Source organism: Salinicola acroporae (genome assembly GCF_003206615.1).
In the GTDB taxonomy this organism is placed as follows: domain Bacteria; phylum Pseudomonadota; class Gammaproteobacteria; order Pseudomonadales; family Halomonadaceae; genus Salinicola; species Salinicola acroporae.
In genome coordinates, this window is sequence record NZ_PZJW01000001.1 from 227,864 (window position 1) to 239,928 (window position 12,065).

General features: G+C 65.0%; 11 protein-coding genes. 7 read left to right on the forward strand and 4 right to left on the reverse strand.

Annotated elements, in window-relative coordinates; all coding sequences use genetic code 11:
- Nucleotides 1-206: 206 nt before the first annotated feature.
- From dgcA to DOM54_RS00980, 3 genes are all read right to left on the reverse strand, one after another.
- Complete coding sequence (dgcA, locus tag DOM54_RS00970) at nucleotides 207-2,276, reverse strand: dimethylglycine demethylation protein DgcA (RefSeq protein WP_110714562.1); 2,070 nt, start codon at nucleotides 2,274-2,276, stop codon at nucleotides 207-209.
- A gap of 118 nt (nucleotides 2,277-2,394) precedes the next feature.
- Nucleotides 2,395-2,925 (reverse strand): DUF5943 domain-containing protein, encoded by a 531-nt coding sequence (locus DOM54_RS00975; protein ID WP_110714563.1) that lies wholly within the window; start codon nucleotides 2,923-2,925, stop codon nucleotides 2,395-2,397.
- A 228-nt stretch (nucleotides 2,926-3,153) separates the two neighbouring features.
- Nucleotides 3,154-4,131, reverse strand: a complete 978-nt coding sequence (locus DOM54_RS00980; RefSeq protein WP_110714564.1) for a dipeptidase — start codon at nucleotides 4,129-4,131, stop codon at nucleotides 3,154-3,156.
- A 285-nt stretch (nucleotides 4,132-4,416) separates the two neighbouring features.
- On the opposite strand from DOM54_RS00980, the gene DOM54_RS00985 reads away from it, so the two are divergent.
- The 3 genes from DOM54_RS00985 to DOM54_RS00995 are packed head-to-tail and all read left to right on the forward strand — an operon-like array spanning nucleotide 4,417 to nucleotide 6,036.
- Nucleotides 4,417-4,962, forward strand: a complete 546-nt coding sequence (locus tag DOM54_RS00985; protein ID WP_110714565.1) for a helix-turn-helix domain-containing protein — start codon at nucleotides 4,417-4,419, stop codon at nucleotides 4,960-4,962.
- Nucleotides 4,955-5,692 (forward strand): AzlC family ABC transporter permease, encoded by a 738-nt coding sequence (locus tag DOM54_RS00990; protein WP_110714566.1) that lies wholly within the window; start codon nucleotides 4,955-4,957, stop codon nucleotides 5,690-5,692. Before DOM54_RS00985 ends, DOM54_RS00990 begins: the two co-directional genes overlap by 8 nt.
- Complete coding sequence (locus tag DOM54_RS00995; RefSeq protein WP_110714567.1) at nucleotides 5,689-6,036, forward strand: AzlD domain-containing protein; 348 nt, start codon at nucleotides 5,689-5,691, stop codon at nucleotides 6,034-6,036. The genes DOM54_RS00990 and DOM54_RS00995 overlap by 4 nt, the downstream gene beginning before the upstream one ends.
- 103 nt (nucleotides 6,037-6,139) lie before the next feature.
- On the opposite strand, the gene gbdR is transcribed toward DOM54_RS00995, so the two are convergent.
- Complete coding sequence (gene gbdR / locus DOM54_RS01000) at nucleotides 6,140-7,261, reverse strand: choline metabolism transcriptional regulator GbdR (RefSeq protein WP_110714568.1); 1,122 nt, start codon at nucleotides 7,259-7,261, stop codon at nucleotides 6,140-6,142.
- Nucleotides 7,262-7,656: 395 nt separating this feature from the next.
- On the opposite strand from gbdR, the gene efeU reads away from it, so the two are divergent.
- From efeU to efeO (DOM54_RS01020), 4 genes are all read left to right on the forward strand, one after another.
- On the forward strand, nucleotides 7,657-8,505 hold the full coding sequence (efeU, locus tag DOM54_RS01005; protein ID WP_110714569.1) for an iron uptake transporter permease EfeU: 849 nt from the start codon (nucleotides 7,657-7,659) through the stop codon (nucleotides 8,503-8,505).
- 3 nt (nucleotides 8,506-8,508) lie between these two features.
- Nucleotides 8,509-9,660 (forward strand): iron uptake system protein EfeO, encoded by a 1,152-nt coding sequence (efeO, locus tag DOM54_RS01010; RefSeq protein WP_110714570.1) that lies wholly within the window; start codon nucleotides 8,509-8,511, stop codon nucleotides 9,658-9,660.
- 19 nt (nucleotides 9,661-9,679) lie between these two features.
- On the forward strand, nucleotides 9,680-11,071 hold the full coding sequence (gene efeB, locus DOM54_RS01015) for an iron uptake transporter deferrochelatase/peroxidase subunit (protein WP_110714571.1): 1,392 nt from the start codon (nucleotides 9,680-9,682) through the stop codon (nucleotides 11,069-11,071).
- Nucleotides 11,072-11,198: 127 nt separating this feature from the next.
- A complete protein-coding gene (efeO, locus tag DOM54_RS01020; RefSeq protein ID WP_110714572.1) occupies nucleotides 11,199-12,062 on the forward strand; it encodes an iron uptake system protein EfeO in 864 nt (287 codons plus the stop codon).
- The last annotated feature ends 3 nt before the right edge of the window (nucleotides 12,063-12,065 follow it).

The window sequence follows — 12,065 nt, forward strand, 5'->3', positions numbered from 1 at the left end:
TCGCACCGACCATGAAAGCGTATCGGATCGGGTTGGCGAGAGGCGGTCGAAAAAGCGCGTACCGCCCTGATCACCAGGCTAGAGAAAGCGTCATGAGCGACGCTCAGGCGCGGCGAAGGACGGCGAGCCAGCGGAGTGGACGTGTTTGTCCATGAGCATGGCGAGCCGGACTTCAACAATGCCTGAGCGAGCGCAATCGCTTTGCACTAAAAGTGCATGCACAGCCGCAAGGCATCGTATATCGCCGCATGCGTATTGCGCTGCGCCACACAGTCACCGATCCGGAACAGCGCGAACTCGCCGCTCTCGGCCAGGGTCGGCTGGGGCGCGATCGCATACAGCGCCTCGACATCGATCTGGCCGTGGTTGCGCGAACGCGACTTGAGCGCATAGTAGAGCGACTCGTCCGGACGCACGCCGTTCTCGATCACCACCTGATCGACCACCCGCTCCTCGTGCTCGCCGGTGTACTCGTTCTCGAACAGCGCCACCAGCTTGTCACCTTCGCGGTAGACCTTGTGCAGCCCCAGGTCGCCGGTCATCACCACCGACTGCTGATAGAGGCTGCGGTAGTAGGTCGGGAAGGTGGTGCCACCGATCGCCACACCGGGCTTGGTGTCGTCGGTGACGATCTCCACCGTGGCGCCCTTGCTGGCGAGATAGTCGGCGGTGGACATGCCACTGAACTCGCACATGGTGTCATAGACCAGCACGTTTTTACCCGGCTCGACCTTGCCGCTGAGGATGTCCCAGCTGCTGACCGCCAGGCTCTCCTCAGGATTTTCCGAGTAGCCCCACTCAGGCACCTGCTCGAGGAACGGATGACCGCCGTTGGCCAGCACCACCAGATCGGGCTGCAGGTCGCGCACCATCGAATCGTCGGCGCGGGTGTCGAGCTGGACATCGACGCCGAGGCGCGACAGCTCCATCTCGTACCAGCGGGTGATACCGGCGATCTGGTCGCGCTGCGGTGCCCGCGCAGCAAGGGTGACCTGGCCGCCGAGCTGGGGCTGGGCTTCAATCAGGGTCACGTCGTGGCCGCGCTCGGCGCTGACGCGGGCCGCCTCCATGCCGCCGGGGCCGCCGCCGACCACCACCACGCGGCGACGGGGTCCGCTGGTTTTCTCGATGATGTGCGGCAGGCCCATGTACTCGCGCGAGGTCGCCGCGTTCTGGATACAGAGCACGTCGAGGCCCTGGTACTGGCGGTCGATGCAGTAGTTGGCGCCCACACACTGACGGATCTGGTCGGTCTGGCCGTTCTTGATCTTGGCGATGATGTGCGGGTCGGCGATGTGCGCCCGGGTCATCCCCACCAGGTCGACGTAGCCGCCCTCGAGAATACGCTCGGCCTGGGTCGGATCCTTGATGTTCTGGGCGTGGATGACCGGGACCGAGACCACCTCCTTGATGCCCGCCGCCAGGTGCAGAAACGGCTCCGGCGGATAGGACATGTTGGGAATGACGTTGGCCAGGGTGTCGTGGGTATCGCAGCCGGAGCCGATCACGCCGAAGAAGTCGACCATGCCGGTGGCATCGTAGTAGGCGGCGATCTGCTTCATGTCGTCGTGGGAGAGACCATCGGGATGGAACTCGTCGCCGCAGATGCGCATGCCGACACAGAAATCGTCACCGACTTCGGCACGCACCGCCTTGAGCACTTCCATGCCGAAGCGCATGCGATTCTCGAAGCTGCCGCCCCACTGGTCGGTACGCTTGTTGACGCGCGGGCTCCAGAACTGGTCGATCAGGTGCTGGTGGACCGCGGAGAGTTCGCAGCCGTCGAGTCCGCCCTCCTTGACCCGGCGTGCGCCCTGGGCGAAATCACCGATGATGCGCCAGATCTCTTCTTCTTCGATGGTCTTGCAGGTAGCGCGGTGAACCGGCTCACGGATCCCGGAGGGCGAGACCAGGGTCGACCAGTTGTGGCCGTCCCAGCGCGAACGCCGCCCCATGTGGGTGATCTGAATCATGATCTTGCCGCCATGCTTGTGCACCGCATCGGCGAGATTCTGGAAATACGGAATGATGCGATCGGTGGAGACGTTGACCGAGCTCCACCACTGCTGCGGGCTGTCGATGGAGACCGGCGAGGAACCGCCGCAGATGCAGAGACCACAGCCACCTTTCGACTTCTCTTCGTAATACTTGACGTAGCGATCGGTGGTCATGCCGCCGTCGGTGGCATGCACCTCGGCGTGGGCGGTACTGACCACACGGTTGCGGATCGTCAGCTTGCCGATTTGAATCGGCTTGAATAGCGCTTCATGGGCCATGGCCGGTCATCTCCTCGAACTCGCACCGCGCCGGGTGGGGCGCGGCCGCCAAGAGTTCTTCAGTACACGGAATTGCTTGAATTATGGGTCGCTGTCGCGGGGTGTGTCGGCGCCGCCGTCAGCGTGGCGTCACTTCGAAGTAGCCAACCTCGCAGCCCGCCTCGGCCCCGCTCTGGGTCTGCTCGGCACGGGTGCGCAGGCTGCTGCCGCGGGCCTCGAGGACCTGGTCCATGGCGCCGGCGAACCAGCCGGTGAACATGTACTCTTCCTTCTTGCCGGTCTTGCCCAGCTGATAGACGAAACAGGAGTGTTCCAGGCGCACCTTGGCGGTGCCGGCGTCGAGATCGATCGCCTCGGTGATGAACAGCCCCCAGCCGCGCTGCGACAGGCGCTTCATGTAGTGTTCGAAGACCGCCACACCCTCGAGACCGTGCAGCTCGGCTTCCTTCTCGCACCAGTGCCAGGCGGACTTGTAGCCGGCGTCGTAGAGAATCCTGGCGTAGGTCTCGGCCCCCAGCGCCTCTTCGATGGCGACGTGGTTGTTGATGAAGAAGTGGCGCGGCACGTAGAGCATCGGCAGCGCATCGGTGGTCCAGATACCGGTGTCGCTATCGACATTGATCGGCAGTTCGGGAGCCATCTGGGTCATATCGGTTACCTCTGAAGTTGTTCTTGGGCGGCGCTTCCAGCCGCGGGCTAAGAGCAGAATGATGTCTTGAGGACTCCAGCCGACTCCGCTATCACGTTCCAGGAGCCGAGCGAGCTAGCGAAGACAAGGCGAAGTCTGCCGGGCTCGCGCAGTGGACGAGGTTGTCCATGAGCAGAGAGCGGCAGACTTCAACGCCGTATTCGCGACGCGCAGCCGGCTCGGCACGGTTTACTCGCCCCAGACATCTTTCAACGTCCGCACCCAGTTCTCCCCCATGATCTTGCGCACCACCGGCTCGGAGAGGCCGTGGTCCAGCAACGCCTGGGTCAGGTTGGGGAACTCGCCGATGGTGCGGATGCCCTTGGGATTGATGATCTCGCCGAAGCGGGTCAGGCGGCGGGCATAGCCCTTGTCGTGGGTCAGCCACTCGAAGAAGGCCTCGTCCTGGCCCTGGGTGAAGTCGGTGCCGATGCCGATGGCATCCTCGCCGACGATGTTCATGATGTAGACGATCGCCTCGACGTAGTCCTCGATGGTGGCGTTGACGCCGGCCTTGAGGAACGGCGTGAACATGGTCACGCCGACGAAACCGCCGTGGTCGGCGATGAACTTGAGCTCCTCGTCGGACTTGTTGCGCGGGTGCTCCTTGAGCCCGCTGGGCAGGCAGTGCGAATAACAGACCGGCTTGCTCGATTCGAGGATGATCTCCTCGGAGGTCTTCGAGCCGACGTGGGAGAGATCGCACATCATGCCGACCCGGTTCATCTCGGCGATCACTTCTCGACCGTAGCCGGAGAGCCCGCCGTCGCGCTCGTAGCAGCCGGTACCGACCAGGTTCTGGGTGTTGTAGCAGAGCTGGGTGATGCCCACGCCGAGCTTCTTGAAGATCTCGATGTAGCCCAGCTTGTCCTCGAAGGCGTAGGCGTTCTGGAAGCCGAGGATGATGCCGGTCTTGCCCTCTTCCTTGGCCCGGGTGATGTCGCGGGTGGTATGCACCGGGCGCACCAGCTCGGCGTTGTCGCGCATCAGCTGGTTGACGGCAACGATGTTGTCGACGGTGGCTTCGAAATCCTCCCACACCGACACCGTGCAGTTGGCCGCGGTCAGGCCGCCCTTGCGCATGTCCTCGAACAGGGCGCGGTCCCATTTGGCAATGATCAGGCCGTCGATGATGATGGCATCGTCGTGCACGGATGAGGTCGACATGCGGAAATCCTCCTGGGTTTTGTGCGCCTTCGGCAGCCGTCGCGGCAGTTGACCGGAAGCCCGAAGGCGATTGTTCCGCGCAGCATATCCCCGGGCTTCCTCCCCCCGCCGACCGAAAGCGAATTCCAGTGTTCCGATTGCGTCACGCCCGCTTGTCTGCCTGCGACAGCCTCCAGGGTGCGGGAGCCTCCAGGGTGCGGGAGCCTTGGAGTAATGGCATGATTGACGCCAAAGTGTTCTTTATATAGAACGTTCCATATAAAGAACGACTGGACCCAATCGCCCATGGACGAGATCGCGCTGGAAACCCTGGGACGGCACCTGCAGGCGCTGCGTCAGGCACAGGGCCTGTCGCTGACGCAATTGGCGGCTCAGGCGGAGATCGCCAAGTCGAACCTGTCCCGCCTCGAGCAGGGGATCGGCAACCCGACCATCGATACGCTGTGGCGCCTAGCGAAGCAGTTGGGGGTACCGTTCGGCACCCTGGTAGCCCCGGTCGCGACACCGGTGGAGGAGAACGGCGTCAGCGTGCACCTGGTCGAGCAGAGCCATCATCAGCGTCACGACGAGCCGGCCGTCGATGTCTACCTGATGCGCTGCGCGCCCGGGACGATTCGCCAAGCAGAACCTCACCCGCCAGGCACCCGGGAAACCCTGCAGGTCATCGAGGGCCGGGTGTCGGTAGGCCCCGCGGGTGAGTCACGCCAGCTTGCCGCCGGAGAGATTTTCACGTTCGCTGCCGATCGACCTCACGACTATCGCGTCAGCGACATGGGCGCGACGCTGCTGGTCACCATCGTCTACGCCAGGGAAGGACCATCGAATGGCTGATACCGATATGCCGCCACCCTCGAGCGGGTGGTTGACCGGCGTCCGTGAAGCGGTACCCCTGCTGGGCGGATATCTCCCGGTGGCCGTCTCGTTCGGATTGATCTCCACCCAGGCGGGGTTCAGCACGGTCGAAACCCTGGCGATCTCGGCACTGATCTACGCCGGCGCCTCGCAGTTCCTGTTCGTCGGCATGATCGCCAGCGGCTCACCCTTGTGGCTGACCGTGGCGCTGACGTTGCTGATCAACGTGCGCCACGTCGTCTACGCGCCCAACATCGCGCCCTGGCTGCCGAAGAGTCGCTGGTGGCCATGGCTGATGCACGGTATGACCGATCAGATCTTCGCACTCGCCCATAGCCGCCTGCCGCAGTTGCCGGCAGCACGGCGCGTGGGCTGGTTCTTCGGCGCCGCCCTGCTGGCCTGGCTCAGTTGGATCGCCGGCTCGTTGCTGGGCGCGGCCGCCGGTGAGTGGCTGACCCGCCGCTGGCCCCTGCTGGGTGAGGTGATGCCATTTGCACTGCCGGCACTATTTCTGGTGTTGCTCGTGCCGCGCATCACCTCCAGGCGCTGGGCACTCGCGCTCGGTGTCAGTATCGTCGCGGCCCTGCTCTGCACTCTGACCGGGCTGACCAATATCGGGATCCCGCTGGCTGCCGCCTGCGGGGCGTTCTGCTTCTACCTGGTTCGGCTGCCGGCGGCAGCCGGAACGGGGGGAGGGAAACGCCGATGAGTCTCGAACTCTGGCTTGGCGTGATCGTCGCCGCGCTGGGCACCTATCTGCTCCGACTGCTGCCACTGCTCTGGATGCAACGGCACCTGAAACGTCGCGATGGGGAGGCCGAAGTCGATGCCTTGCCAAAGTGGCTGGTGGTGCTGGGTCCGATGATGATCGCTGCCGTACTGGGGGTTTCGCTGGTACCGCGCACGTCGGATCCTGAGGGCTGGCTGGCGACGGTCGTCGGGCTGGGCGTCACCCTCGTCGTCTGGCGCAAAACTCGCTCGCTGGGTTGGCCGGTGGTAGGCGGGGTGCTGACGTTCGGGGCCGTGGTGATCGTGGCCAGGGTCATCATCTAGTCTCTGCCCGTAAGCCGGGGCCAGGCGCCGCAATGGCAGTTGACCGCACGATGACGACGGGCGGCACAAGGGCCGCCCGATCCGGAAGTGAGAACCGCGACGCTCAGCCCAGCGCGATACTGGCGTAGGTGGGCTCTCCCCTGGCGTGGCTCAGCGCCACCGCTGCACTGCTGGATTGCATCAGCGGGTCGTTGCCCGCCAGCGGGATCGACGCAGGCTCCAGCCGACGAATCTTCAGCGTCTCGCCTCGGTCCTCGCGCGGCGGCGTGCCAAAATACTCGCGATAGCACTTGGAGAAGTGCGGCGTGGAGACGAAACCACAGGCCGAGGCGATCTCGATGATCGGCAACGGTGTCTGCTTGAGCAGTTGCCTCGCCCGCGTCAGCCGCAACTTGAGATAGTAGCGCGACGGCGAACAGTGCAGATGGCGCTGGAACAGCCGCTCGAGCTGGCGCCGGGAGACATCCACGTAGCTGGCCAGCTCGTCGAGTTCGATCGGCTCCTCGATATTGGCTTCCATCAACGCCACGATCTCGAGCAGCTTCGGCTGGGTGGTCCCCAGCACATGCTTGAGCGGCACCCGCTGCTGGTCCTCCTCGCCGCGAACCCGCTCGTAGATGAACATCTCGGAGATGGCCGCCGACAGCTCGCGACCATGGTCACGCCCGATCAGATTGAGCATCATGTCCAGCGGTGCGGTGCCGCCCGAGGCCGTGAAGCGGTCGCGGTCGATCGAGAATAGCCGCGTGCTCCAGGCGGTGCGCGGATACGCTTCCTGGATCGCGGCCAGGCACTCCCAGTGGATGCTGGCGTCGTAACCGTTGAGCAGACCGGCCTGGGCCAGCGCCCAACTGCCGGTGCAGACCGAACCGACCCGCCGCAACTGCCGTTGGCGGCCCTGCAGCCAGGTCAGCAGCGCCGGCGTCACCGAGCGTTGTGGCGCAACCCCGCCGCACACCACCAGCCAGTCCAGCCGCAGCGGCGAATGGGCGCTGGCGTCCGGCGTCACCTGCATGCCGTCGCTCGCGCGAACAGGTGCGCCATCCATGGTCATCACATACCAGCGATAGAGCTCGCGTCCGGCAAGTTGATTGGCCATGCGCAACGGCTCGATGGCCGATGCCAAGGAAATCAGGGTGAAGTCTTCCAGCAGCAGGAAGCCAAGAGTCTGCGGTTCGGGCGCTGCGCCTGCGGGGGCGCCACCACGAGCGGGGGTGATTGCCATGTCATGTCTCCTCCAAGGATGGTTCGGCGGTTATTGTTATTGCGGTTCCCTGGCATCCGTCGCTCTCGGTCCATGGCGACTTCGTCGGTGTCGAACGGCGCTCGAGCGCGGCCGTGACCTGGCTCGTCGGCGTTTCGACCGGCCTGTTTCGACTGTAATCCCTGTGACTAGGCGACGCATGCGTTTTTATCTCTGCGCGACACCGCCATCGCCATTAGGCACCTCGATGTCGTTTTTAGAACAGATCGTCCTCCGTCGGGTACGTCGATGTCGCAATTCAAACAGGACGTGAAAAAGTGTTACCGAATGAAGGTGATAACAAGTATCATTCACACCATTATCGTCCCGTTACCGCCTGATCACCGTTCATCGCGACTTGCCACTGGATTTCCGTCATGTTGGTACCCTTTCTGATCATGTTGAGAGAAGGGCTGGAAGCGGCCCTGGTCGTCGGCATCATCGCCAGCTATCTCCATCAGACCGGCCGTGGCGCCTGGATGCCCGCGGTGTGGATCGGCATTTTTCTAGCCGCCGCGCTGGCCCTATTCGTCGGTGCGGGACTGCAGTTCGCCAGTGCCGAGTTCCCGCAGCGTCAACAGGAGCTGTTCGAGGCACTGGTCGGCTTCCTCGCTGTCGGCGTGCTGACCTGGATGGTGATGTGGATGCGACGCGCCGCCAGCGGCATGCGGCGGGAACTCACCCGGTCGCTGGACCGGGCGTTCGGCAGCGGTAGACGTCATACCTACGCGCTGATCGGCATGGTCTTTCTCGCCGTGGCGCGCGAGGGGCTGGAATCGATCTTCTTTCTGCTGGCGGTGTTCCAGCAGAGCAGCGGCTCGGAGGCGCCTATGGGCGCGCTACTGGGCCTGGTCGTCGCAGCTGTCGTCGGCCTGGCCCTCTACCGCGGCAGCTTGAGGCTGCCGCTGGCGCATTTCTTCCGTCTCACCGGCTTGTTCATCCTGCTGGTCGCGGCAGGTCTGTTCGCCGGCTCGGTGCGCGCACTGCATGAGGCGGGTCTCTGGAATCACGCCCAGGGTGTGGTTTTCGACCTGAGCGATCGTCTACCGCTGGATACGCCGCTGGGGTCGTTATTCTCGGGCATCTTCGGCTACCAGCCGGCCCCCACGATGAGTGAGGTCGTGGCTTATATCGGCTATCTGGCCGTCGCGTCTTGGCTGCTGTGGCTTGGTCCGTCCTCGCCTCGGGCGTCGGCGGCAATCCAGTCCCGGCACGGGAGGGCCTGAGCCATGTCGCACGCCGCATCCGTCGCGCCGCCCTCCTCTCGCGCCCTGCGCCTGGGGATGGCGTTGTCGTTTCTGCTGACGCTGGTTGCCCTGGGCGTTTTCACGCTCTCGCTGCGGGCCGTGCATCCCGTCGGCGACGCCGGCCAGGTCGTCGAAGTGACCGCCACCGGTTGCGAGCCCAACCGCCTGGAAGTGGCCGCTGGACGGCGCACGTTCACCGTGGTCAACCGGTCGAACCGGGCCATCGAGTGGGAGATCATCGACGGCGTGATGGTGCTTGCGGAGCGGGAGAACATCGCGCCCGGCCTGCGCCAGCCGTTGACGGCGACGTTGCAGGCGGGTGATTACGTGATGACTTGCGGCCTGCTCAGCAATCCGCGAGGCACCCTGCATGTCCTCGCCGGGGACGCGAGCGCCCAGCCCGCCGCCCTTCCGGCAACCGCCTTCGTGGGCGCGCTGGCCGAGTATCGCGTCTATACCACGCTGCAGCTACGCAGGCTCCGCGCCAGTGCCGTCGAGCTGCGCGATGCGATCGATGCCGGCGATCTCGATGCCGCCCGTCGTGCCTATCGGGAAGCGCGTCGCGCCGACCTGCACCTGGCCATGCCCATCGGCCTCTACAGCGATATCGATCAGCGCCTCAATGCGCACGCCGACGACTTCGAACGGCGCGAAGCCGACCCTGCCTTCGTCGGCTTCCATCGGCTCGCTTACGGCCTGTTCGGGCAGCAGGATACCGCCGGCCTGGCGCCGATTGCCGCGCAACTGCTGACCGATGTGGAAACACTCACCGAACGGCTGAAGCACGCCTCGATCCCGCCGGCCCAACTGGCGGACGGGACTTCGCGCGTGCTGGAGGCGTGGCTCGACCACCATCGTGGCGAGAGCGCCATCGCGGGCCCAGACCTTGCCGATCTCGTCGCCCTGACGGAAGGGGCCGACAAGATCGTCTCGCTGCTGGCACCGCTCCTGGAGGGTCAGTCTCCCGCCACCCTGCAGACGCTGGAAGCCAACCTGAGCACGCTACAACAGGATCTGCCGGCGGCCGACTCGTCGATGCCAGCCGGCGTCGCCGCCGGGGGACTGCTGCAGGCCACCAGCGCCCTGGCCGACTCGCTCGCCGGCATCAACCAAACCCTCACCCTGAAAGGTTAATCGACCTCGGTCATCGCCCATGAGTCAGTTCGATCGTCATTCAGGCTGTCCCTTTCATCGCCGGACAGACCGTTCTCAGTCAGCACTCTCCCAGTCCGACACGTCCACGCCTGCCCACCGTGAACGCCGCCGCTTTCTCAAGGGCGCCGGCTTGACCGGCCTTGGCCTGGGGCTGGGCGGGATCGGGCTCGGTGGCACCTGCCCGGCCCGGGCCTTGGCTGCCACCGGGCACGGCCAGGATGTCACGAGCGCACCACAGGAGCAGGACTCGCAACTGCGCTACCCATTCTACGGCCATCATCAGCAGGGCATCGTCACCCCGCGCCCGGCCACCGGGATGCTGGTCGCGTTCGACGTACTGGCGCGGGATCGAGACGATCTGGAAAGGTTACTGAAGATACTGACCGAGCGGATGGCCTTTCTGACCCAGGGCGGCAACATTCCCGAGCGGAACCCGCTCTTCCCGCCGCCGGACTCCGGCATCCTGGGCCCGGTGGTCGCCCCCGACGGCCTGACCATGACCCTCGCGGTGGGCGACTCCCTGTTCGACCAGCGCTTCGGCCTGGCAGGCGCCCGACCGAAGCGCCTGCAGCGCATGGAGGGCTTCCCCAACGACGCCCTGGATGCCGCACGCTGCCACGGCGACCTGGCACTCCAGATCTGCGCCAATACGCTGGACACCGGCTATCACGCGTTGCGCGACATCATCAAGAATACGCCGGGGCTGCTGATGGTGCGCTGGAAGCAGGAAGGCACCGTGCCGCTGCTGCCGCCCGCTCCAGGCGACAGCGACGGCAGTGCCCGCAATTTCCTCGGTTTCCGTGACGGTTCTGCCAATCCCGATGGCAGCGACGACGCGCTGATGGACGAGCTGGTGTGGGTCGGCGGGGATCACGACGAACCGGCCTGGGCTCGCGGCGGCAGCTATCTCGCGGCGCGCATCATCCGCAACTTCGTCGAGCGTTGGGACCGCACGCCATTGCAGGAGCAGGAAATGATCTTCGGTCGTCGCAAGATGAGCGGTGCGCCGCTTTCCAAGGATGGCGCCGAGGGCAAGGAGCAGGATGTCCCCGACTATACGCGGGATCCGGAGGGCGAGATCACCCCGCTCGACGCCCATATCCGGCTGGCCAACCCGCGCACGCTCGCCACCGAGAAAAATCGCATCCTGCGACGACCGTTCAACTACTCCAATGGCGTCGAGGCCAACGGACAGCTCGACATGGGGTTGCTGTTCCTCTGCTTCCAGGCCGATCTGGAGGCGGGATTCATCACCGTTCAGCATCGCCTCGACGGCGAGCCGCTGGAGGAGTACATCAAGCCGGTGGGCGGCGGCTACTTCTTCGTGCTGCCCGGGGCGCGGGACGCCAACGATTTTCTGGGCAGTGGCCTGCTGGCCGCCTCGGCCTGAGCCGGTTCGGCGCGGGCAGCAGAAGTCGGGCAACCCGAATCGACAGCAAGAACAATCGCGCTCGCGACGACGAGCCGACGAGGCACGACCGCCGACTGGCACTCGAATCATTCAACGGAGGCAGACAATGAAGACAACTCGACAGTGGATCGCGACCGGCGCTTTCGCGCTACTCCCGCTCGCGCCTTTCACAGCCCTTATCACGGCTCCGGCCGCCCAAGCCGCGGTCGCCCCGGAAGCGCTGGTCGCCCCGGTCGCCGACTACAAGCTCTATGTGCTCGACAATCTCGAGCAATTGGTCAGCCACACCCGGGATTTCACCGCCGCCATCCAGGCCGGTGACGTCGAGAAGGCGCAGGCGCTATACGCTCCGACCCGGGTCTACTACGAGCGCATCGAGCCGATCGCCGAGCTTTTCGCCGATCTCGACGCCAGCATCGACGCGCGGGAGGACGACTACGAGAAAGGTGTCGCGGATCCCGACTTCACCGGTTTCCACCGTCTCGAGTACGCCCTGTTTCACGACCACAGCACCGACGGCATGGACAAGTACGCCCAGGGCCTGATGGATGACGTCAACGACCTGGACAGTCGCGTCCAGGGCCTGACTTTCCCGCCAGAGACGGTCGTCGGCGGGGCTGCCGCATTGATGGAAGAGGTCGCGGCGACCAAGGTTTCCGGCGAGGAGGATCGCTACAGCCGCACCGACCTGTGGGACTTCCAGGGCAATGTCGACGGCGCGCGGGAGATCTTCGAGCTGTTCAAGCCGTTGGCCGCGCAGGAGGACGCTGGCTTCGTCGAACGCGTCCAGACCAATTTCGACGACGTGGAAGAGACCCTGGCTGACTACCGTCTGGACGCCGACGATCCCAGCGCAGGCTTCGAATCCTACGACGAGGTCAGCGATGCCGACCGCCGCGCCCTGACCGGGCCGGTGACCGTGCTCGCCGAGGACCTGTCGACGCTTCGCGGTCTGCTCGGCCTGAACTGAGCG